Annotated in this window: 15 protein-coding genes; 5 read left to right on the forward strand and 10 right to left on the reverse strand. The window is 69.5% G+C overall.

The window, feature by feature from the left end:
- Positions 1–106 precede the first annotated feature (106 nt).
- The 5 genes from ACIOEW_RS30340 to xylA all read right to left on the reverse strand — a co-directional run bounded on the left by ACIOEW_RS30340 (position 107) and on the right by xylA (position 5,925).
- A complete protein-coding gene (locus tag ACIOEW_RS30340) occupies positions 107–1,486 on the reverse strand; it encodes a GH1 family beta-glucosidase (RefSeq protein WP_401967580.1) in 1,380 nt (459 codons plus the stop codon).
- An 8-nt stretch (positions 1,487–1,494) separates the two neighbouring features.
- Entirely contained in the window at positions 1,495–2,352 is an 858-nt protein-coding gene (locus ACIOEW_RS30345; protein ID WP_362548035.1) for a carbohydrate ABC transporter permease, read from the reverse strand.
- Between the two features lie 5 nt (positions 2,353–2,357).
- Complete coding sequence (locus ACIOEW_RS30350) at positions 2,358–3,329, reverse strand: carbohydrate ABC transporter permease (protein WP_401967583.1); 972 nt, start codon at positions 3,327–3,329, stop codon at positions 2,358–2,360.
- Positions 3,330–3,340: 11 nt separating this feature from the next.
- The gene (locus ACIOEW_RS30355) at positions 3,341–4,579 is read right to left on the reverse strand and encodes a sugar ABC transporter substrate-binding protein (RefSeq protein WP_362548390.1); all 1,239 of its coding nucleotides are present in this window, start codon (positions 4,577–4,579) and stop codon (positions 3,341–3,343) included.
- Between the two features lie 176 nt (positions 4,580–4,755).
- A complete protein-coding gene (xylA, locus tag ACIOEW_RS30360; protein ID WP_401967584.1) occupies positions 4,756–5,925 on the reverse strand; it encodes a xylose isomerase in 1,170 nt (389 codons plus the stop codon).
- Between the two features lie 268 nt (positions 5,926–6,193).
- On the opposite strand from xylA, the gene xylB reads away from it, so the two are divergent.
- Together xylB and yicI are read left to right on the forward strand one after the other, a co-directional pair.
- The gene (xylB, locus tag ACIOEW_RS30365; protein WP_401967587.1) at positions 6,194–7,711 is read left to right on the forward strand and encodes a xylulokinase; all 1,518 of its coding nucleotides are present in this window, start codon (positions 6,194–6,196) and stop codon (positions 7,709–7,711) included.
- Positions 7,712–7,779: 68 nt separating this feature from the next.
- Positions 7,780–10,035, forward strand: a complete 2,256-nt coding sequence (gene yicI / locus ACIOEW_RS30370; protein WP_401967590.1) for an alpha-xylosidase — start codon at positions 7,780–7,782, stop codon at positions 10,033–10,035.
- 189 nt (positions 10,036–10,224) lie between these two features.
- Here yicI and ACIOEW_RS30375 read toward each other — a convergent pair whose 3' ends face one another.
- On the reverse strand, positions 10,225–10,509 hold the full coding sequence (locus ACIOEW_RS30375) for a hypothetical protein (protein WP_401967592.1): 285 nt from the start codon (positions 10,507–10,509) through the stop codon (positions 10,225–10,227).
- A gap of 242 nt (positions 10,510–10,751) precedes the next feature.
- Between ACIOEW_RS30375 and ACIOEW_RS30380 the strand changes: the two genes are divergently transcribed.
- Both ACIOEW_RS30380 and ACIOEW_RS30385 read left to right on the forward strand, forming a co-directional pair.
- The gene (locus ACIOEW_RS30380; protein WP_401967594.1) at positions 10,752–11,744 is read left to right on the forward strand and encodes an aminoglycoside phosphotransferase family protein; all 993 of its coding nucleotides are present in this window, start codon (positions 10,752–10,754) and stop codon (positions 11,742–11,744) included.
- A 33-nt stretch (positions 11,745–11,777) separates the two neighbouring features.
- Positions 11,778–12,419, forward strand: coding sequence for a histidine phosphatase family protein (locus ACIOEW_RS30385; protein ID WP_401967596.1), 642 nt, complete (start codon positions 11,778–11,780; stop codon positions 12,417–12,419).
- 33 nt (positions 12,420–12,452) lie between these two features.
- Here ACIOEW_RS30385 and ACIOEW_RS30390 read toward each other — a convergent pair whose 3' ends face one another.
- From ACIOEW_RS30390 to ACIOEW_RS30400, 3 genes are read right to left on the reverse strand one after another with little or no spacing between them, the layout of a single operon-like run.
- Complete coding sequence (locus ACIOEW_RS30390) at positions 12,453–13,937, reverse strand: hypothetical protein (protein ID WP_401967599.1); 1,485 nt, start codon at positions 13,935–13,937, stop codon at positions 12,453–12,455.
- A gap of 29 nt (positions 13,938–13,966) precedes the next feature.
- Complete coding sequence (locus ACIOEW_RS30395) at positions 13,967–14,176, reverse strand: DUF397 domain-containing protein (RefSeq protein WP_401967602.1); 210 nt, start codon at positions 14,174–14,176, stop codon at positions 13,967–13,969.
- A complete protein-coding gene (locus tag ACIOEW_RS30400; RefSeq protein WP_362548061.1) occupies positions 14,173–15,006 on the reverse strand; it encodes a helix-turn-helix transcriptional regulator in 834 nt (277 codons plus the stop codon). Before ACIOEW_RS30400 ends, ACIOEW_RS30395 begins: the two co-directional genes overlap by 4 nt.
- Positions 15,007–15,285: 279 nt before the next feature.
- Here ACIOEW_RS30400 and ACIOEW_RS30405 point away from each other — a divergent pair, with 279 nt between their 5' ends.
- Positions 15,286–16,356 carry a lytic polysaccharide monooxygenase gene (locus ACIOEW_RS30405; RefSeq protein ID WP_401967776.1) on the forward strand — a complete coding sequence of 357 codons (1,071 nt, stop codon included), beginning with the start codon at positions 15,286–15,288 and terminating at the stop codon, positions 16,354–16,356.
- Between the two features lie 60 nt (positions 16,357–16,416).
- Here the strand turns inward: ACIOEW_RS30405 and ACIOEW_RS30410 are convergent, their stop codons facing one another.
- On the reverse strand, positions 16,417–20,262 hold the full coding sequence (locus ACIOEW_RS30410) for a GH92 family glycosyl hydrolase (protein ID WP_401967604.1): 3,846 nt from the start codon (positions 20,260–20,262) through the stop codon (positions 16,417–16,419).
- Positions 20,263–20,736: the final 474 nt, after the last annotated feature.

Genomic DNA, 20,736 nt, shown 5'->3' on the forward strand with positions numbered 1-20,736 from the left:
GAGCCGCGCGGAGGGAGCTTGCGTGAGGGAGCCCACGTGAAAGCGCCCACGCAGCAGACTGCCCCCGTCCGCTTCGAGGGCGAACGGGGGCAGGAGGCGGACCGGACTACTTCCGGTGCGCCGCGATCAGCTCCTGGTACCAGCGGTAGCTGTCCTTCGGGGTGCGCTCCAGCGTGTCGTAGTCGACCCGGATGATCCCGAACCGCTTCGCGTAGCCGAGCGCCCACTCGAAGTTGTCCAGCAGCGACCAGACGTAGTAGCCGTGTACGTCGACGCCCGCGTCCATCGCCGCCCGCAGCGCCGTCAGGTGCGTCTGGAGGTAGGCGACCCGGTCCGTGTCACGCACCGCGCCGTCCGCGTCCACGGTGTCGAACTCCGCCGAGCCGTTCTCCGTGATGTGCACCGGCGGCAGCACGTCGCCGTACGTCTGCTTCAGGGCGGTCAGCAGGTCGGTGAAGGACTCGGGCACGACCGGCCAGCCCATCGCCGTCTTGCGGACGCCCCGGTACTCGCCCTCGCTGTACCGGTTGTCGGTGGCGACCCGCAGCGCAGGGTCGGCCTCGCGGTGCGGGGCGGCGGCGACCACGATGGGGCGGTAGTAGTTGATGCCCAGGAAGTCCATCGGCTGGGAGATCAGCTCCAGGTCGCCCTCGCGCCGGAAGTCCTGCGCGGTGATCAGCTCGCCCCAGGTCTCCTCCTCGGTGACCGGGTAGCGGCCCGCCAGGATCGGCTCGGTCCACACCAGGTTGTGCTGGGTGTCCGCGCGGACGACCGCGGCCAGGTCGGCGTCCGACTCGGTGGCCGGGACGTTGCGGTCCAGGTTGAGCGTGATGCCCGCCTCGCGGACGCCCGCCGCGCGCAGCGCGGTCATCGCGTGGCCGTGGCCGACGAGCAGATGGTGCGCGGCGGCCAGGGCGCCGCGGCCCTCCTTGGCACCCGGTGCGTGCCGGCCGACCGAGTAGCCGAGGAACGCGCTGCACCACGGCTCGTTCAGCGTGATCCAGCGCGGCACCCGGTCGCCCAGGTGCTCCGCCATGATCGCCGTGTACTCCCCGAAGCGCTCCGCGGTCTCGCGTACCCGCCAGCCGCCCTTGTCCTCCAGGGCCTGGGGCAGGTCCCAGTGGTAGAGCGTGGCGGCCGGCTCGATGCCCGCTTCGAGGAGCTCGTCGACGAGCCGGGAGTAGAAGTCGAGGCCCTTGGCGTTTATCGCCCCGCCGCCCTCGGGCTGGATGCGCGACCAGGCGATGGAGAAGCGGTACGAGTCCACACCCAGGTCGCGCAGCAGCGCCACGTCCTCGGGGTAGCGGTGGTAGTGGTCGCAGGCCACATCACCCGTGTCACCGCCGTCTGTCTTACCGGGCGTGTGGCTGTAGGTGTCCCAGATGGACGGCCCGCGGCCGTCCTCATCCACGGCGCCCTCGATCTGGTACGAGGCCGTGGCCGCGCCGAAGACGAAACCGGGCGGGAAGACCGGGAAGTCACTCATGGAAACCCTTACTTGACCGAGCCGCCGGTGATCCCGGCGGCGATGTACTTCTGGGACAGGACGAGCAGGACCGCGGCGGGCACGGCCGAGAGGACCGAGGCGGCCATGACCGAACCCCAGTCACCGACGTGGGCGCCGATGTACTGGTAGATACCCAGCGTGATCGGCTTGACGTCGTCCGTGGTGTTCAGCGTCAGGGCGAACATGAAGTCGCTCCACGCGTAGAGGAAGGAGAACAGCCCGGCGGTGATCAGCGAGTTGCGGCTCATCGGCAGGACGACCTGGATGAACGTACGGATGCGGCCGGCGCCGTCGACCTCGGCTGCCTCGATGACCTCGTGCGGGATGGACACCATGAACGAGCGCATCAGCACGATGGCGAAGGGGATGCCCAGTGAGGCGTCCGCGAGCATCAGGCCGAAGTAGGAGTTGACCAGGCCGAGGTCCACGTACGCGCTGTACAGGGCGTTCGCGATGACGATGCCCGGCACCATCTGCGTGATGAGCGTGCCGAAGACGATCGTCTTGCTGCCGCGCAGCTTGAACTGCGCCAGGCCGTACGCCGCCGGCGCGGAGATCGCCAGGCAGATGGCCACGGCGCCGAGCGCCACGGCCAGCGAGGTCAGCAGGTTGCCGCCCTGGTCGGTGAGGGCGGAGGTGAAGCCGGAGAAGTCCACGCTCGTCGGGACCGGGCCCACATCGACCAGGCCCGCGTCCGGCTGCAGCGCGGTGTTGATCATCCAGTACAGCGGGAACAGCATCACCGCGAGGGCGACGAGGCCGAACACGGTCGCTCCCCAGCGGCGCTTCGGCCGGTGGACGGCGGCGGGAGCCGGGGCGGCGGGGATCTGGGTGGTGGTCGCCATGCCGGTCACTTCCCCTCGTTGCGGTTGACCCGCAGGTAGAACACCGCGAAGACGGCGGAGATCAGGATCAGGATGTTGCCGACCACGGCACCGGCCCCGAAGTCCATCTGGACGAAGGAGTTCTGGTACGTGAGCGTGCCGAGCGTCTGGGTGGAGTCGGCGGGCCCGCCGTCGGTGAGGGCGAGGACCAGGTCGAGGATCTTGACCGTCGACATGAAGCCGAGCACCAGCACCACGGTGATCACGGGCTTGAGCATGGGCAGGGTGACCGAGCGGAACGTACGCCAGGCGTTCGCGCCGTCGAGCGAGGCGGCCTCGTGCAGCTCCTTGGGGACCTCCTGGAGGCCGCCGTAGAGGATCACCATGTTGAACGGGATGCCGATCCAGATGTTCACCAGGATCACCGAGATCAGCGCCATGCTGGTGCTCGTCAGCCACGGCGTGTCACCGGGGAGGCCGACGGTGCCCAGGAAGGAGTTGAGGACACCGGTGTCCTGGTCGAAGATGCGCCGCCACACGATGCCGGAGACGACCATCGGGACCAGCCACGGCAGCAGGATCAGCGAGCGCAGGATCCCGTTCAGCGGGAAACGGCGGGTGAAGAAGACGGCGAGGGCCAGGCCGATGCAGAACTGGCCGACGAGCGATCCGACCGTGAAGAGGATCGTCTGCCACAGGGCCTTGCCGAACAGCCCGTCGTTGAAGACGTTGCTCCAGTTGTCGAAGCCGTTGAACGGCGCCTCGCCGGTGAAGAACGTGGACGGCGAGTAGTCCTGGAAGCTCATCACGATGTTGCGGACGAGCGGGTAGCCGAAGAACAGCGCCATGAAGATCACGGCGGGGGCGATGAACCCCCACTGGGCGAGCGTCCTGCGCCGCTTGGCGCTCCGCGGGTTCACGGGCTTCTTGACCGCAGCGGCCGCGGGGGCCTTCGGGTCGGCCGGCGGCGCGGCGGCCGAGGCTGTGGTGGATGACATGGTTCGTTACCTCAGTTCCCGCTCGTGACCTGCTGCTGGGCACGCTTCAGAGCGGCCTCGCTGGACTCACCGGTGAGGGCGGACTGGAAGGCGCTCTGCAGGGCCAGCGACACGGACGACCACTGCGCGCCGAGCTTGGCGGTACGCGAACGGGCCGTGGCGACCTGGTCGGCGAGAGCGGCCAGCTCCGGTGCCTTCGTGCGCCACACGGCGGCGGCCTTCTCGTTGGCCGGGACCATCCAGCTGTTGATCGCGTAGGTGATCTGCTCCTGCTCGCCCGACATGCAGCCGATGATCCGGGCGGACATCTTCTCCCGCGCCTCGTCACCGGTGTTCGGGACGGTCAGGATTCCCCCGCCCAGCGGGCCCACCGAGGCGTCACCCGCCTTCGGAACGGGGATCTGGGCGATGCCCCAGTTCAGCCCCTTCTTGGCGTTGAGGCTCTCGACCTGCCACGGGCCGTTGATCATCATGGCCGCGTTGCCGGCCATGAACTGGTCGTTCACATCGGCCTGGGTCCAGTTGACCGTCGACTTGGACAGCGAGCCGTCCTTGAGGAGGGCCTTCCAGTAGTCCAGCGCCCCGGCCACCTGCGGGCTGTCGAGCTTCGTCTCGTCGCCGCCGTTGGACCACATGAACGGGGTGAACTGGAAGACGCCGTCCTCCGCACCACCCGCGCTGAGCGCCAGACCGTACCGCTTGCCCTGGGTGAGCTTCTTCGCGGTGTCCTGCATCTCGGCCCAGGTGGTGGGCACCTCCAGGCCGGCCTTGTCGAGGGTGTCCTTGTTGTAGAACAGCGCCAGGGTGTTCACCGTGCGCGCCGCCCCGTAGTACTTCCCGTCGTACGAGCCGAAGTTGACGATTCCCTCGGGGATGTCCTTCGTCGTCAGACCGAGGTCCTTCAGCGGGATGAGCCCGCCCGCCTCGGCGAAGGTCGGCATTTCCGAGGCGTCCAGCTGGAGCACGTCGGGCAGCGACTTCGAGGACGCCATCCGCAGGGCCTTCGTCATCACCTGCGAGGCCGGGACGCTCTGCTGCTCGATCTTCACCCCGAGCGTCTTGCTGCACCGGGCCAGCGTCTGGGCGTCCCAGCGGTGGTAGGACTCGTCGGTCGACGAGTTCATGACGGTGTACACGTCCGGGTCCCGCTGCTGCCCGCAGCCGGACAGGACGACGCCGCCGAGCAGCGCGGAGACGACGGTGAGCGGGACGACGACCCGCCGGTGATGACGGCGGCGCGGCTGGTGCATGCCGTCCGGAGTAGGTGCTGTCACGATGGTGCCCTTGCGTGAGAGGGGTGCCGGCCCGGGGGGACCACTGTGTCCCGACGAGGTGGATCGATCCGCCCGGGTACGGGTCCGGCAGGCCCGTACCGGGGGAGTGGGGGTGTCCGGCGGCGACGGTCCGCGCCGGACACCCCGGGGCGTCAGCTGACGCCGAGCAGGTGCTCCATGGCGAGCTGGTCGAGCGCCTCGAACGCCATCGAGCGCTGGGCGGCGCCGTCCACGTCGAAGTCCTCGAACGCGGAACGGTCCGCGAGCAGGGCCTTGACGCCGTCGGCGGCGGTGGGCTGCGCCAGCTCGTCCAGGCGGGAGGCGGCGAGCGCCTCCTTGACGGCCGGGTCGGCGCGGAACGCCAGCGCGCGCTCCTTGAGGATCAGGTAGTTGCGCATGCAGTTCTTCGCGGACTCCCAGACCCCGTCGATGCCGTCGGTGCGCACCGGCTTGAAGTCGAAGTGCAGCGGGCCCGCGTAGTCCGAGTTCTCCAGCAGGTCGACGAGCCAGAAGGCCTGGCGCAGGTCGCCGGCGCCGAAGCGGAGGTCCTGGTCGTACTTGATGCCGGACTGGCCGTTGAGGTCGATGTGGAAGAGCTTGCCGGCCCACAGGGCCTGGGCGATGCCGTGGGCGAAGTTCAGCCCGGCCATCTGCTCGTGGCCGACCTCGGGGTTCACGCCGTACATCTCCGGGCGCTCCAGGCGCTCGATGAAGGCCAGGGCGTGGCCGACCGTGGGCAGCAGGATGTCGCCGCGCGGCTCGTTCGGCTTGGGCTCGATCGCGAACTTGAGATCGTAGCCCTGGTCGACGACGTAGTCGCCGAGGAGGTCGAACGCTTCCTTCATCCGGTCCAGCGCGTCCCGCACGTCCTTGGCCCCGCCGGACTCGGCGCCCTCGCGGCCGCCCCAGGCGACATACGTCTCGGCGCCCAGCTCGACGGCGAGGTCGATGTTGCGGATGACCTTGCGCAGCGCGAAGCGGCGGACGTCGCGGTCGTTGGAGGTGAAGCCGCCGTCCTTGAAGACCGGGTGCGTGAAGAGGTTGGTGGTGGCCATGGGGACCTTGAGACCGGTGCGGTCCAGGGCGCCCTTGAAGCGCGCGATGATCGCGGCGCGCTCGCTGTCCGAGGACCCGAACGGAATCAGGTCGTCGTCGTGGAACGTCACACCGTGCGCGCCGAGTTCCGCGAGGCGCTCGACGGACTCGACCGGGTCCAGGGCGGGGCGGGTGGCGTCACCGAAGGGGTCGTTGCCTCGCCAGCCGACGGTCCAGAGCCCGAAGGTGAACCGGTCGGCGGGGGTGGGGGTGAAGCGATTCGACATTCTTCTGCCTCTTGTCGACATGGCCCGGGCGGCTGCTCTGCCGTCCGACCGATTTGTTTGCTGACAGTACTAATACGGCATCCTGGCGTTTGTTTCTAGAGCATCCCTGTGACACATCCGTCACATAGGGGCAACACGGCTGCCCGTCGGGGGTCTTGCGGCCCACGTGGGGTGGGTTGTGGGCCACTTCAGGCGCTGTCGAAGCGCTTCGAAGAATTATTTGTTTTGTGTACGATCAAAATCGGGACCCACAGGAACGAGGTACGACATGCCGTCGCGACCAGCCAGCAACCCGGACACCGCACCGGTTTCGGCCGTCATCGGCGTGGACAGCTCCACCCAGTCCACGAAGGCGGCCGTCGTCGACACCGCGACCGGCCGGCTCCTCGCCGTCGGCCGCGCCCCGCACACCGTGACCGGGCAGGGCGGTGCCCGCGAGAGCGATCCCGAGCAGTGGTGGCAGGCCCTGTGTGCGGCCGTCGCCGCCGCCCTCGCGGAATCGGGCCTGGACCCGTCCGCCGTCACCGGGATCGCCGTGGCCGGCCAGCAGCACGGACTGGTCACCCTGGACGCCGAGGGCCGCCCGCTGCGCCCCGCCCTCCTGTGGAACGACACCCGCTCCGCCCCGCAGGCCGCCGCCCTCACCGCCGCACTCGGCAGGGAGAGCTGGCTGGACCGCACCGGATCGGTCCCCGTCGCCTCGATGACCGCCGCCAAGTGGATGTGGCTGCGCGACAACGAACCGGCCACCGCCGCCGCGACCGCCGCCGTCCGCCTCCCGCACGACTTCCTCACCGAACGGCTGACCGGCGCCGCCGTCACCGACCCCGGCGACGCCTCCGGCACCTGCTGGTACGACCCCGCCACCCAGGGTTACGACCCCGAGCTGCTCGCCCTCACCGGCATCCGCGCGGACATGCTGTCCACGGTCGCCGCCACCGGAGCCACCCGCGCCGGACACCTCACCGCCGAGGCAGCCCGCGCCCTCGGCCTGCCCGCCGGCATCCCCGTCGCCGCCGGCACCGGCGACAACATGGCCGCCGCGGTCGGCCTGGGCCTGGGCGCCGAAGGGCTCCTCGACCACCCGGTGGTCAGCCTCGGCACCTCGGGCACCGTCTTCGCCGCGACCCGCAACCGCCCGCACTCCGCGCTGCTCGCCGGCTTCGCCGCCACCGACGGCACCCGCCTCCCGCTGGGCTGCACCCTGAACTGCACCCTCGCCGTGGACAAGGTCGCCGAGCTGCTCGGCCTGGACCGCGAGGACGCCGTACCCGGCGGCGAGGCCGTGCTGCTGCCCTTCCTCGACGGCGAGCGCACCCCGGACCTCCCGGCCGCCTCCGGGCTCCTGCACGGGCTGCGGCACGACACGACCCGGCAGCAGATCCTCGGCGCCGCCTACGAGGGCGCGGTCGTCGCCGTCCTGCGCGCCCTGGACGAACTGCCACTCGTGCCGCTGCGGGCAATGTCTGCCGCGACACCGGACGCGCCCGACGCGCCGCTGCGCCTGATCGGCGGGGGAGCGCGGGGCACGATGTGGGTGGAGACCGTGCGCCGGCTGTCCGGCCGTGCGGTGATCCTTCCGGACTCCGCCGAGCTGGTCGCCCTGGGAGCGGCCGCCCTTGCCGCGGGCGCCGCCACCGGCCGCGACCCGGTCGCCCTGGCGACGGAGTGGGGCACCGGCGAAGGCCGCGAACTGCCTGCCGTACCGCGGGACACAGCCACCTGGGACCGGGTGACCGCGGTCCTCGACCGGGCGACGCCCGCACTCCTGACGACGCACCCCTGACGACGCACCCGCACCCCTGACGACGCACCCCGCACACCCCCTGTACCACCGGTTAAGGAAGACCCCCCATGAAGTTCACCGACGGCTTCTGGCAGATGCGAGACGGTGTGAACGCCTCGTACGCCACCGAGCTCCGCGACCTCCGCCTCGACACCGACCGCCTCACCGCCCACGCCGCCGTCAAGCGCGTGACCCGGCGCGGGGACACGCTCAACGCCCCCCTGATCACGGTGGAGGCGTACGCCGCCGCCGAAGGCGTCATCGGTGTCCGCGTCACCCACCTCTCGGGCAAGCGCCGCCCCGGCCCGGACTTCGTCCTCCCCGGCGCGACCGGGGACACCACGGCCACCACCCGCGACGCCGGCCCCACCGCCGAACTCACCAGCGGACCGCTCACGCTCCGGCTCCCCACCGAGGGCGGCTTCGGCCTGGAGTTCCTCGACGCGGACGGCCGCGTGCTGACCTCCGCCGGGCGCAAGGGCACCGCCTTCGCCACGGTGCAGGACGGCGGACACCACATGTTCGCCCAGCTCGCCATCGGCGTCGGCGAGACGATCCACGGCCTCGGCGAGCGGTTCACCCCGTACGTCAAGAACGGCCAGGTCGTCGACATGTGGCAGGCCGACGGCGGCACCAGCAGCGAACAGGCCTACAAGAACGTCCCGTTCTACCTGTCCTCACGCGGCTACGGCGTCTTCGTCAACCACCCCGGCAAGGTCTCCTTCGAGGTCGGCTCCGAAGCCGTCGGCCAGGTGCAGTTCAGCGTTCAGGACCAGACGATGGAGTACTTCGTCGTCGCCGGCCCCACGCCCAAGGACGTCCTCACCCGCTACACCGCCCTCACCGGCCGCCCGGCCCTCCCGCCGGCCTGGTCCTTCGGCCTCTGGCTGACCACCTCGTTCACCACCAACTACGACGAGGCGACCGTCACTTCGTTCGTCGACGGCATGGCCGAACGCGGCATCCCGCTCTCCGTCTTCCACTTCGACTGCTTCTGGATGCGTGAGTACCAGTGGTGCGACTTCGAGTGGGACCCGGACACCTTCCCCGACCCGGTCGGCATGCTCGCCCGGCTGAAGGAGAAGGGCCTGAAGATCTGCGTCTGGATCAACCCGTACATCGCGCAGAAGAGCGCCCTGTACGAGGAGGGTGCGGAGAACGGCTACTTCGTCCTCACCCCCGAGGGCGACATCTGGCAGTGGGACAAGTGGCAGGCCGGCATGGCGCTGGTCGACTTCACCAACCCCGAGGCCACCGCCTGGTTCCAGGCCAAGCTGAAGACCCTCCTCGACCAGGGCGTCGACGGCTTCAAGACGGACTTCGGCGAGCGCATCCCCACCGACGTCGTCTGGCACGACCGCTCCGACCCGGAGCGGATGCACAACTACTACACGCACCTCTACAACAAGGCCGTCTTCGACATCCTGGAGGAGGAGCGCGGCCAGGGCGAGGCGGTCCTCTTCGCCCGCTCCGCCACCGCCGGCGGCCAGCAGTTCCCGGTCCACTGGGGCGGCGACTGCTGGTCCTCCTTCGAGGCGATGGCCGAGTCGCTGCGAGGCGGACTCTCCCTGTCCCTCTCCGGCTTCGGCTTCTGGAGCCATGACATCGGTGGCTTCGAGGGCACCCCCGACCCGGCGGTCTTCAAGCGCTGGCTCGCCTTCGGCCTGCTCTCCTCGCACAGCCGCCTGCACGGCTCCTCGTCCTACCGGGTGCCGTGGGAGTTCGGCGACGAGGCGGTCGCGGTCGCCAAGCAGTTCACCGAGCTGAAGCACCGCCTGATGCCGTACCTGTACGGTGCCGCCGTCGAGGCCCACCGCACGGGCGTCCCCACCATGCGCCCGATGCTGCTGGAGTTCCCCGACGACCCGGCCACCCGCACGGTGGACCGCCAGTACCTGCTGGGCCCGGACCTCCTCGTGGCGCCGGTCTTCAGTGAGGACGGCCAGGTCGAGTACTACGTACCCGAGGGCACCTGGACCCACTTCCTGACCGGCGAGACCGTCACGGGCCCCGCCTGGCACCACGGCACCCACGGCTTCGACAGCCTCCCGCTGCTCGTCCGCCCCGGCGCGGTCCTGCCGCTCGGCGCGGACGCCTCCCGCCCGGACGGCGACTGGACGGAGGACCTCCAGCTGCGCGTCTACGCCCCCGAGGGCCTGGGCGACTTCACCCGCACGGTGACGGTCCCCGACCTCACGGGCGCCCCGGCCGCCACGTACGAACTGGTCCGCGAAGGCGGCACGCTCCGCGTCACGGCGGACACGGACCGGCCGTACGAGGTCGTGGTCGTCGGCGACGCGGCGCTGGACGTGGTCAAGAGCTGAGGACGGGCCCTGGCCCCTCCAACCCCTTCAACGGCCCCTTCGGGCACGGCGCCGGGTGTGCCGTGCCCGAAGGGCCGAAGGCGGGAACGCGCCGGGACGGACCACCGCATCCCACTACTCCGGCCGGGGCGAGACCGCCGCCCACACCGCTCGTGCTGCCGGCGGCGCCGGCGGAGCGGTGCGGTGCGGTCAGCCGCGGGTCAGATCCTGGAGGCCGACCACGCGCAGCAGTTCCAGCCGCTCGTAGGACTGGCTGCCCGGCCGGGCGGTGCAGACGACCAGCCGCTGGTCGTGCTCCGGATTCAGCAGCACCTCGCAGTCCAGCGCCAGCAGGCCGACGACCGGGTGCAGGAATCGTTTGACATCGGCGCGGCGTACGGCGACGTCCTGGGTGTCCCACAGCGCCGAGAACTCCTCGCTGCGGGCGCGAAGCCTGCGTACGCTCTGCCAGCCGCGCGTGGTCGGAGCAGGCATACGTGCCGCCGGCTCTCCGGCGGACGAACCTTCGCCGCCGCCCCGTCGGCGAACGCATGCCTGCCTGAAACGGCCTGGGGCCGGGGCATCCTCTCCCGTGATCCTGAGGGAGATCGAGATCTTGTCCTACTCCCATCGCGGACTGTCTCTCTGCCGGTGTTTCGGAACGGGATTGACGGGCGGATCTCCGCCGAGGTCGTATGTCTGCTGACCAGGGAGACCTCTTGATCCGGAAGGTTCCGATGAACGCAGGCAGGATGCACGCCGACGAGCCCGAGATCGACGACGCCCTGGTGCACCGCCTGATCGCCGCGCAGTTTCCGCGCTGGTCCGGCCTGCCCGTCGCACGCGTCGGTGCCGCCGGGACGTCCAACGTGATGTATCGGCTCGGTGAGGATCTCGTCGTTCGGCTCCCCCGTACCGCGGGTTCGGCCGACGACACAGCCAAGGAACACCGCTGGCTGCCGCTCCTGGCCCCGGCGCTTCCGGTTGCCATCCCCGTACCGCTGGGCGCAGGCGTGCCCGGCGAGGGCTACCCATGGCCCTGGTCCGTGTACGGCTGGCTCGACGGGAACTGCCCGGCGGTCGGCGACGCGGCCGAAGCCGCCCCGCTCGCCCGGGACCTGGCCCGCTTCATCACCGCGCTCCACCGCGTCGACCCCACCGACGGACCCCCCTCCTACCGAAGCGAAACCCTGGCCGCCCGGGACTCCGCAGTCCGCGCGGCACTTGCCGACCTTCACGCCGACATCGACACCGGGGCCGCCGCCGAAGCCTGGGAGACGGCCCTGCGCGCACCCGCACCGACCGGCCCGCCGGTCTGGATCCACGCGGACCTGCAACCGGGCAACATGCTCACGGCCGACCGGCGGCTCACCGCCGTCATCGACTTCGGCTGCCTCGGGCTGGGCGACGCCGCCGTCGACCTGATCGTCGCCTGGTACGTGCTGCCCGCCGGGGCGCGCGACACCTTCCGCGACGCGGCCGAGGCGGACGACGCCGCCTGGGCGCGGGGCATCGGCTGGGCGCTGTCCGTCGCGCTGATGGAGCTTCAGTACTACCGGGAGACCAACCTGTTCATGGCCGAAACCGCACGGCACGTCATCGCGGAGATCCTTGCCGAGCAGCGGCACGGCGCATACCCGCATCAGGTCGCTCCCGGGCGCGCCCGCCCGCCCCGACCCGGCCGGAATGCAATCGTGGACCAGGGGGTTCGAACTTCCGACAGCACGTGAGCGGTAACAGCACTGAGAGCGGATGGCCTTCACATGGGCGAGTTGATCCTGATCCGGCACGGCGAGACCGAGTGGTCCGGCAACGGACAGCACACGAGCCACACCGATCTGCCCCTGACGCCCCTGGGCGAACGTCAGGCCCGCGCCCTCGCGCCCCTGCTCGCCGACCGGCACATCGCGCTCACCCTGGTCAGCCCCTCGGTACGGGCCCGGCGCACCGCCGAACTGGCGGGGCTCGCCGCGCCCCGCATCACCCCCGAGCTGCGCGAGTGGGACTACGGCGGCTACGAGGGCATCACCACCCACGACATCCACCTCACCCGCCCCGACTGGAACCTCTGGACCGACGGCGTCACGGCCGGCCCCGAGGCGCACCCCGGCGAGACCCCGGCCGGGGTCGGCGAGCGGGCCGACCGGGTGCTGGCCGAGGTCCGGGACGCTGCCGAACGCGCCGGAGACGAGGACATCGTGCTCGTCGCCCACTCCCACTTCCTGCGCGTCCTGACCGCCCGCTACCTCGGCCTGACCCCCGCCGAGGGCACGCTGTTCCAGCTCGCCACGGGAGCCGTGTCCCGGCTCGGCAGGGAGCACGGCCAGCCGGTCATCACGGCGTGGAACGTGACTCTGCCCGAGAGCCTGTTCCCCACCGCCGTCCCGGACACTCCGCAGCTCTGAAGGGGCGGCCGCGAGGCCCGTTGCCGTCGGCTGTCAGCTTGCGTCTGCGAGCGCGTCTTCCTCGTACAGGTCTCCCAGGTCGGCGATGCACTGCTCGGCGACCGCCGCCGCGAACCGCGGGCAGGTCCAGGACGCCGCGCTACGGGACTCCTCGGCCGGCGGGAACTCCTCCGGGGCCCAGAAGTGCGCCATACCGGCGCGGAACTCCGCGCGTCCCAGCGGCGGGTGCTCGTCCTCGTGCAGGCACTCGGCCGGCAGGGGAGCCGCGGCGACGGCTCGCATGGTGGCCAGGACGCCCCGGACGACGGAGAGCGGTGGGCTCGGGTACGAATTCTTCATCGCCTGATGGGCCACGAGCAGCAGCACGGCGCGATCCCGGCCGTCGGACTGCTGGTGGCGACGGGCAGCCCACAGACCCAGATCGTCGGCGTACTGCTCGTTCCAGCTCTTGTTGTCCGTCCGCTCCACGAGCAGCTCGATGTTCAGCCGGCCGTCCGCACGAAGGTATTCGGCGTCGGCGTGCGAGGTGTCGCGCTCCCCGAAGAGGTCGTCGCGCCGCTTGCGCAGCAGCGTCAGTGTGCGGTCCGCGACCTCCGCCATGAGGACCGGGCACACCACCGCGTCGAGCGGGGCGTTCCGGCCGGATGCGATGCGCCTCCGTTCGTAGATTTCCCGTCCGCCGCTACTGCTCAGCGTGATGCCGAGTGCCGCAGCGTCCGGCCCGCTGTCCGGCAGGGACGGGTGCCCGTCATGGGCGCAGCCGCCGCCGGTGAAGTGCGGCAGCACCTCCTCCACCGCTTCGGCCAGGTCGTCGAGTACGGACTTCGTACGCACCATGCCGGAAACCGCGTACCAGGTCACCGCCCGGACCACCATCAAGCGCCCGGCGCGGTCCGCAGGGGCAGCGCCGGACAGCTCCGACGCCTGGCTGCTGATCTCGTCGTCGATGTCGGTCCACGGCTTCGGGTACCCGTGCAGCAGCGCCGACAGCGTACTGATGCTGTCCTTGGCCTCCACCGGCAGACGGGGCGGCACGTCCGTGACCGATCCGGGGTGGATGATGTCCAGCCCGATCCGCGCGAATCCGGCCGCGTTGCGCGGGCAACGCCACTCGCTCCGAGGACTGTCCTCGTTCCAGTCGGCTGTCTCGTCGGCGAGCGCGAGCACCAACTCGGCGAGGTACTCGTCCTCCTCGTCGTCGTGGCTCAGGTACGGATGCGAGTCGTGGGGGCAACCGCGGTCGCGCAAAGCCCTGTCGGCAGCTTCCAGCGCTGCCGCGGCCTGCTCTGCGACGCCTGCGCCGGGCAGCCAGGTGAGGTAGGGGGCCATCATCGTCAGCCCGATCGCCCACACATGGGCCGACTCGCCACCGGGGTCCGAGGCGAGCCGGGCGGCGCAGTCGAGCACCGCCCGGTCGTAGGCGCTGTTGTCGGATGTGTCGTAGTTCTCCCGTATTTCATCCCAGATTTCGCTGAGTTCTTCGAGCGTCACGCCGTCCATGTCCATCACGATCTTCATGACGCGCGACGGATACGGCGGAGTTCCCGTCAGAGCGAGCCGTCCGCGAGGGCCGCGACGAAGGGTGCCCAGCGAGCCCTGGCGAAGGCGATCGCCGGCCCCTCGGGGCCGGTTTTGCTGTCGCGTACGGGGACGATGCCGGGGAGGTTGTCGGCGATCTCGACGCACTCGCCGCCGTCGCCGTTGCTGTACGACGACGTACGCCAGACGGCGGTGCTCAGGTCGGGTGTGGTGCTCATGACGTCGCGAACTCCTTCGCCGCCGAGGCGATCCGGTCAAGGGACGCCTCCGGCGACAGCGCGGCAGCCCTGGCCAGATCGTATGCGGTGCTGTACTGCTCCACCAGCAGCGGTTCTTCGACGAGTTGGCCGCTGTAGGCGCCCTCCGTATACACGGCGGCGGGCGCCTCGGTGAACTGCATCAGCGTCATTGACGCATGCAGGAAGGGGTGCGCCCCGGCGGAGAACGGGAGCACCTGCGCGACGATGCGCGGGCGGGAGGCCGTCTGCTCGGCGAGGTGGGTGAGTTGCTCGGCCATCACGGCGTTCCCCCCTACCGGAAGAAGCAGAGCGGCTTCGTGAATGACCACCCAAAGCACGGGCGTGGTGGGTGAGTCGAGAAGGCTTGTGCGCTCCATGCGTGTCCGCACGTGACCTTCGATGACGTCCTGGGTGGCGAACGGGTGCGAGGCGCGGGTGAGTGCCCGCGCATACGACTCGGTCTGCAACAGGCCGAGGACGAGCATCGACGTATAGCTTCCGATGGAAGAGGCCTGTAGCTGGAGTTCAGCCGCGTCCGCGAAGTACCCCGCCACCTTCGACTTGCGTGCCAGCAGACAGAGCCGCTGAAGATGCTCGCCGCTCCCCAGCAACTCGTCCAGTGCGCGTGACAGTTCCAGCTGGGGCCTTCGTTCCCCTGCTTCGAACAGTCCGATGTACGTGCCGGAACAGAACGCCCGGGAGCCCAACTCGATCTGGGACATCCCGGCCGCCTCGCGCAGTCGGTGCAACTCGGCGCCGTAGAAGGCGCGGGGATTGGTGTAGGGGTCCAGATCCTTCGGCTGAGGCATGAGCGGAATGTAGCGACAATTCACCCTGCCGCAACGGCGAACAGCCCGGACCCACCCCCACGGGTGACCGAGGGAAAACGGAACCGAAGCGTTTACAGTCCCGCACCGGAGCGCTAGCCTCCCCGAGCAGTGGGAGCGCTCCCAAGCGTGAACCCGAGCACGGCACCGCACGAGCACGGCACCGCACAGCACGACCCGAACGTTGTTCCGCCATTCCCCCCGGACGACAGCAGCGAAGGGACGTACCTCGTGATCCACCGATCGAGCCGCCGATTACTGATCGGAGGCCGGCTCCTGGCCGGCACCCGCAGCAGAGCCCTGTTTCTCACTCTGCTCGCCCTGCTCACGACCATCCCCGCCCTCGGGCTGGTCCTCGTCACCTCCGGCGGCCGGGCAGAGGCCCACGGCACGCCGATGAAGCCCGCCAGCCGTACCTTCCTGTGCTGGCAGGACGCGCTCACCGACACGGGAGAGATCAAGCCGGTCAACCCCGCCTGCCGGGCCGCCGCACAGCAGAGCGGGACCACCCCGTTCTACAACTGGTTCTCCGTGCTCCGCTCCGACGGCGCCGGCCGCACCCGTGGCTTCGTGCCCGACGGCGAGCTGTGCAGTGGCGGGAACCCCAACTTCACCGGGTTCAACACCCCCAGCAGTGACTGGCCGCTGACCCATCTGACCTCGGGTGCGACCGTCGACTTCACCTACAACGCCTGGGCCGCGCACCCTGGTTCGTTCTACGTCTACATCACCAAGGACGGCTACGACCCGACGCAGCCGCTTGCCTGGGACGACATGGAGGAGACCCCCTTCCTCACCATCGACCACCCGCCGCTCAACGGGACTCCGGGGACGGTGGAGGCCAACTACGCCTGGTCCGGGGCGCTTCCGTCCGGCAAGGACGGCCGCAACATCATCTACATGGTGTGGCAGCGCTCCGACAGCCAGGAGACGTTCTACTCCTGCTCCGACGTCGTCTTCGACGGAGGGAACGGTGAGGTGACCGGGGTCAAGGACGGCTCCACCACCACCCCGACCGAACCGCCGCCCGGCCTGTGCTCGGCGGTGCTGAAGACCACCAACAGCTGGAGCGGCGGCTACCAGTCCGAGGTGACCGTCACCAACACCGGCGACGTACCGATGCTCGGCTGGATGGTCGGCTGGACCCAGCCGGACGGACAGAGCGTGGCCAGTCTCTGGAGCGGGGCGATGACCGTCCAGGGACAGGAGGTCATGGTCCATAACGTGGACTGGAACGGATCGCTCGATCCAGGAGAGTCCGCGACCTTCGGATACGTCTCCTCGGGCGGCGACCCCGATCCCGCCACCGAGCTCGACTGCACCGTGGGGTGAGAACGCGGACGGCCGGTACCCCCGCGAGGAGGTACCGGCCGTCCGTGGAGCGGCGCAGGGTCAGGAGATCAGCTCCACCTCCGCGAGCGTCGACTCACCGCTGAGCACCAGCCGGTAATGCGCGTACGCGCCGGGGGCGTTCACCGTGAAGGCCCTCGTCTGCTTGTCCCAGGCGAACGACTGGCCGGACCGCTTGTCGAGGTCCTTCCAGGCCTTGCCGTCCGACGAGCCCTGCAGGACCCAGCCGCTCGGAGCCTTGGCCGCGTCGCCCGACGTCAGCGTGTACTGCACCGCGTTCGTCGCCGACGGGACCGGCAGCTCCACCGTGGAGGCGGTGGCCGTGGTGGCCGAGGTGTTGTCGAACAGCGCGCCCTCGCCCTTCAGGACGTCCTTCCTCGGCGACGGCACCTTGTCGTCCTTGGTGATGGAGACCGGGGCGGCGTCCTTGCCGGTGCCCCAGGCGGACGGCTTGGAGCCCATGTCGAACTCCAGCACCCCGCCCTTGGCCAGCAGGTCGTGCGGCAGCGAGGTGGAGGTCCACTTCTTGCCGTTGACCTTCAGGCCCTGGACGTAGATGTTCTTCGCGCTGTTCTTCGGCGCCTTGACGACCAGGTCGCGGCCGTTCTCCAGGTGCACCGTGGTCTTGGTGAACAGCGGGGAGCCGATCGCGTACTCGCCACTGCCCATGACCAGCGGGTAGAAGCCGAGGGAGGAGAAGAGGAACCAGGCCGACTGCTCGCCGTTGTCCTCGTCGCCGTGGTAGCCCTGGCCGATCTCGCTGCCCGTGTACAGGCGGCCGAGGACCTCGCGGACCTTCTCCTGCGTCTTGTACGGCTGCGAGGCCGCGTCGTACATGTACGTGACGTGGTGCGCGACCTGGTTGCTGTGGCCGTACTGGCCCATCCGCACGTCACGGGCCTCCGTCATCTCGTGGATGACGCCGCCGTACGAGCCGACGAACTCCGGGCCGGCCGTCTCGGGGGTGGAGAAGTACGTGTCCAGCTTCTTGGCCAGACCGTCCCGGCCGCCGTACAGGTTGGCGAGGCCCTTGCTGTCCTGCGGAGCGGTGAAGGCGTAGCCCCAGCCGTTGGTCTCCGTGTAGTCGTAGCCCCAGACCCGCGGGTCGTACTGGTCGGACGGGAGCCGCCAGTCGCCCTTGGCGTCCTTGCCCTGGAAGAAGCCCGCCTTGTCGTCGAAGAGCTCGACGTAGTTGCGGGCCCGGTTCAGGAAGTACTCGGACTCGTCCTTGTAGTGCTGCTTGTGCGTCTTCTTGTAGAGGGCCTGGCCCATCTGCGCGATGCCGTAGTCGTTGAGGTAGCCCTCCAGCGACCAGGACAGGCCCTCGTGGGTGGAGGTGTTGGCGTACCCGGCGAACGGGGACGTCTCCATGCCCTTGCGCCCGACGCCCGAGGACGGCGGGACGACCGTGGCGTTCTTCAGGGCCGCGTCGTACGCCGCCTCCGCGTCGAACTTCACGCCCTTGACGTACGCGTCCGCGAACGCGACGTCCGAGGAGGTGCCGGTCATCAGGTCCGAGTAGCCGGGGGAGGACCAGCGGGAGATCCAGCCGCCGTCCTTGTACTGCTGGACGAAGCCGTCGACCATCTCACCGGCCTTCTTCGGGGTGAGGAAGGAGTACGCCGGCCAGGTGGTCCGGTAGGTGTCCCAGAAGCCGTTGTTGACGTACACCTTGCCCTGGACGATCTTCGCGCCGGTGTGCGTCGGGGTGTCCGAGCCGACCTGCGGGGAGAACGGCGACGCGTACGTGTCCTTGCCGTCGACCTGCTCGAAGCCCGAGTTCGGGTAGAGGTAGAGCCGGTACATGCTGGAGTACAGCGTGGTCAGCTGGTCGGCGGACGCGCCCTCGACCTCGACCTTGCCCAGCAGGTCGTCCCAGGCGTCCTGGGCCTTGTCCTCGACCCGGTCGAAGGACCGCGAGGCGGGGATCTCGGCGGCCAGGTTCTGCTTCGCCTGGTCGAGGCTGATCAGCGAGGTCGCGAGGCGCAGGTTGACGGCGCGGTCCTTGCCCGCGTCGAAGCGCAGGTAGCCGGTCACGTCGTCACCGCCGCCGCCGGAGAGCTTGCCGCTGCCGGTGACGGGCGCGTCGAAGACGCCGTAGACGAAGAGCCGGGTCGCGCCGGTCGAGCCGCCGCTCTTCACGTCGGAGAAGCCCGTGAAGGAGCTCGTCTTCGGGTCGAGGGTAAGACCGCCGTCGTTGGAGACGTTGTCGAAGACCATGCTCGCGTCGTCACCGGGGTAGGTGAACCGCATCCGCGCCGCGTGGTCGGTCGGGGTCATCTCGGCCTTGAGGCCGTTCTCGAACGTCACCCCGTAGTAGTGGGGCCTCGCCGTCTCGTTCTCGTGCCTGAACGGCAGCGCGCGTGCCGTGCGCGAGGCGTCCGGGGTGCCGGAGGCCGCCGACGGCATCAGCTGGAAGGTCTGGCGGTCGCCCATCCAGGGGCTCGGCTCATGACTGGCGCTGAAGGCCTGCAGGGTGGGCAGGTTGTCGTCGTTGTTGCCGCGCGCGTAGTCGTACAGCCAGCTGGTCGATCCGGCGTTGGTGACCGGTGTCCAGAAGTTGAAGCCGTTGGGGACCGCGGTGGCGGGGAAGTTGTTGCCCCGCGAGAAGCCGCCGCTGGAGTTGGTGCCGCGGACGGTCGAGGCGTAGTCCGAGAGGTGCTGCTTGCGCTTCTCGGGCGCCTTCGGGGCGATCTTGACGTCGTCGATCCAGCCCTGGAACTTCGACGGACCCTTGGGGGAGTCGTACGCGACGAGAATCCGGTCGACGGTCTTGCCGGCCGCGACCGTGCCGATCCGCGCGTCGACCTTGTTCCACTGGTTGACGTACAGCCGCTTGGCGTCGGCCTGGCCCCCGGGGGTCAGCAGACCGCCGTTGGAGTCGGTGGCGCGCAGATCGCTCAGGTACGTGCCGTCGGTGAACGCCAGGTCCACGGCGACGTGCGTGGCCGGGTAGGACAGATCCGTCTCGCCCATCTGGGGGTACACCAGGTAGGAAAGTTCGGTGTCCTTGGTGACGGCCGTGTTGACGTCGAAGATCTTGTTGTACGAGTAGGCCCGGCCGTCCGCCTTGTGCGTGCCCGCGTACCGCAGCGCCTTCTTTCCCGTGAAGCCCGCGCCGGCCTTGGCGGTGGGGGAGCCGGACGGGCCGCGGTCGATCTGGCTGCGCATGTCGTCGGGGGCCGGGGCGGAGGTGTCCCCGTCGGAGAACTGGACGTCGGCGAGCTGGGTCGCGTCGTCGGCGCCGTTGTTCTTCGTGATGTTCAGACGGAAGTGCTGGTAGGCCTTGTCCGCGGTGAAGTCGTACGACTTGGTCTGGAAGCGCTCGCTGAAGGTCTGGCCGGTCCGGGTGTCCAGGTCCGTCCAGGCCGTGCCGTCCTCGGAGCCCTGGAGGGTCCAGTCCTTCGGGTCCCGCTCGTCGTGGTCGTCGGCGGATGTCAGCGCGTACGTCACGACCTTGACCGGCTCGACGAGATCGAACTCGACCCAGGCGGTGGGCTCGAACGACAGCCACTTCGTACCGGATTGGCCGTCGACGAGGTTTTCCTTCACCTCGCCGCCGCCGGTGTTCTCGTCGCTGGCGCGGACATCTGTGACCTTGTCGGTCACATTGCCCGGTATTCCGGCGGAGAAGCCGCCATCGATGCCCGATGCCCGCTTCTTGCCGTCAGAGTCTTCTTCAACGGTATTGCGCCAGTCCGGCTGCTTTTCGTCCGCCTCGAAGGACGAACTGAAGGTCCGGTCGCCGGCGGGCTTCTGGCCCTTCGCGCCCGCGCCGGCCGAGGTGGCCGCGGCAGCGGTGGGGGCTGTCACGAGCAGGACGAGTGAGGCCGCAATCAGTGCGGCCGTGCTGCTTTGTCTCTTGCGAGAACCATGTCGGGGCTGCATGCCGAGCCATTCCTCCCGAGGAAGTGCGCTTGGACAACGTTGTCAGAGGGGGGCGCAGGAACCAGTAGGGAGTGAAGTTGCGGTTGATGTCAAGGGTGTTGGATCAGAGCCGGTGTTCGAATCGACCGGAATGCGGAAATCGTTACATCCGAAGGAGGCCGTGCGGTGCCGAGGTATCCGCGAGGTCTCAACTCGGGAAAGACTGCCGCTCAAACCTGCATTCGATCTTGCTCAGTTGGCGACAAGTGGACTATACCTGTCGGCGTCTGCACAGCTTCTTTCCAACTGTGCGGTCAGGGAGACACGGGGGCAGGACAACAGGGCGCCGCAGGTGCGTCCGGTGTCAGGTCTCCTCGTGCCCCCCACTGCATTGATCCAGCCAGAAATCTGCACCACCCAAGCGCAACTGACCGCGGTGGCGGGGCCCTTCGCCTGAGGCGAATATCGACGGGCGACCGGTACACACCGCCTGAG

This window comes from Streptomyces sp. NPDC087901 (assembly GCF_044742205.1).
Classification (GTDB): domain Bacteria; phylum Actinomycetota; class Actinomycetes; order Streptomycetales; family Streptomycetaceae; genus Streptomyces.

What these genes read in the sequence shown, in the direction of transcription:
- ACIOEW_RS30340 (WP_401967580.1), bottom strand. Translation starts at nt 1,486, where the DNA reads ATGAGTGACTTCCCGGTCTTCCCGCCCGGTTTCGTCTTCGGCGCGGCC.
- ACIOEW_RS30345 (WP_362548035.1), bottom strand. Translation starts at nt 2,352, where the DNA reads ATGGCGACCACCACCCAGATCCCCGCCGCCCCGGCTCCCGCCGCCGTC.
- ACIOEW_RS30350 (WP_401967583.1), bottom strand. Translation starts at nt 3,329, where the DNA reads ATGTCATCCACCACAGCCTCGGCCGCCGCGCCGCCGGCCGACCCGAAG.
- ACIOEW_RS30355 (WP_362548390.1), bottom strand. Translation starts at nt 4,579, where the DNA reads ATGCACCAGCCGCGCCGCCGTCATCACCGGCGGGTCGTCGTCCCGCTC.
- xylA (WP_401967584.1), bottom strand. Translation starts at nt 5,925, where the DNA reads ATGTCGAATCGCTTCACCCCCACCCCCGCCGACCGGTTCACCTTCGGG.
- xylB (WP_401967587.1), top strand. Translation starts at nt 6,194, where the DNA reads ATGCCGTCGCGACCAGCCAGCAACCCGGACACCGCACCGGTTTCGGCC.
- yicI (WP_401967590.1), top strand. Translation starts at nt 7,780, where the DNA reads ATGAAGTTCACCGACGGCTTCTGGCAGATGCGAGACGGTGTGAACGCC.
- ACIOEW_RS30375 (WP_401967592.1), bottom strand. Translation starts at nt 10,509, where the DNA reads ATGCCTGCTCCGACCACGCGCGGCTGGCAGAGCGTACGCAGGCTTCGC.
- ACIOEW_RS30380 (WP_401967594.1), top strand. Translation starts at nt 10,752, where the DNA reads ATGAACGCAGGCAGGATGCACGCCGACGAGCCCGAGATCGACGACGCC.
- ACIOEW_RS30385 (WP_401967596.1), top strand. Translation starts at nt 11,778, where the DNA reads ATGGGCGAGTTGATCCTGATCCGGCACGGCGAGACCGAGTGGTCCGGC.
- ACIOEW_RS30390 (WP_401967599.1), bottom strand. Translation starts at nt 13,937, where the DNA reads ATGAAGATCGTGATGGACATGGACGGCGTGACGCTCGAAGAACTCAGC.
- ACIOEW_RS30395 (WP_401967602.1), bottom strand. Translation starts at nt 14,176, where the DNA reads ATGAGCACCACACCCGACCTGAGCACCGCCGTCTGGCGTACGTCGTCG.
- ACIOEW_RS30400 (WP_362548061.1), bottom strand. Translation starts at nt 15,006, where the DNA reads ATGCCTCAGCCGAAGGATCTGGACCCCTACACCAATCCCCGCGCCTTC.
- ACIOEW_RS30410 (WP_401967604.1), bottom strand. Translation starts at nt 20,262, where the DNA reads ATGCAGCCCCGACATGGTTCTCGCAAGAGACAAAGCAGCACGGCCGCA.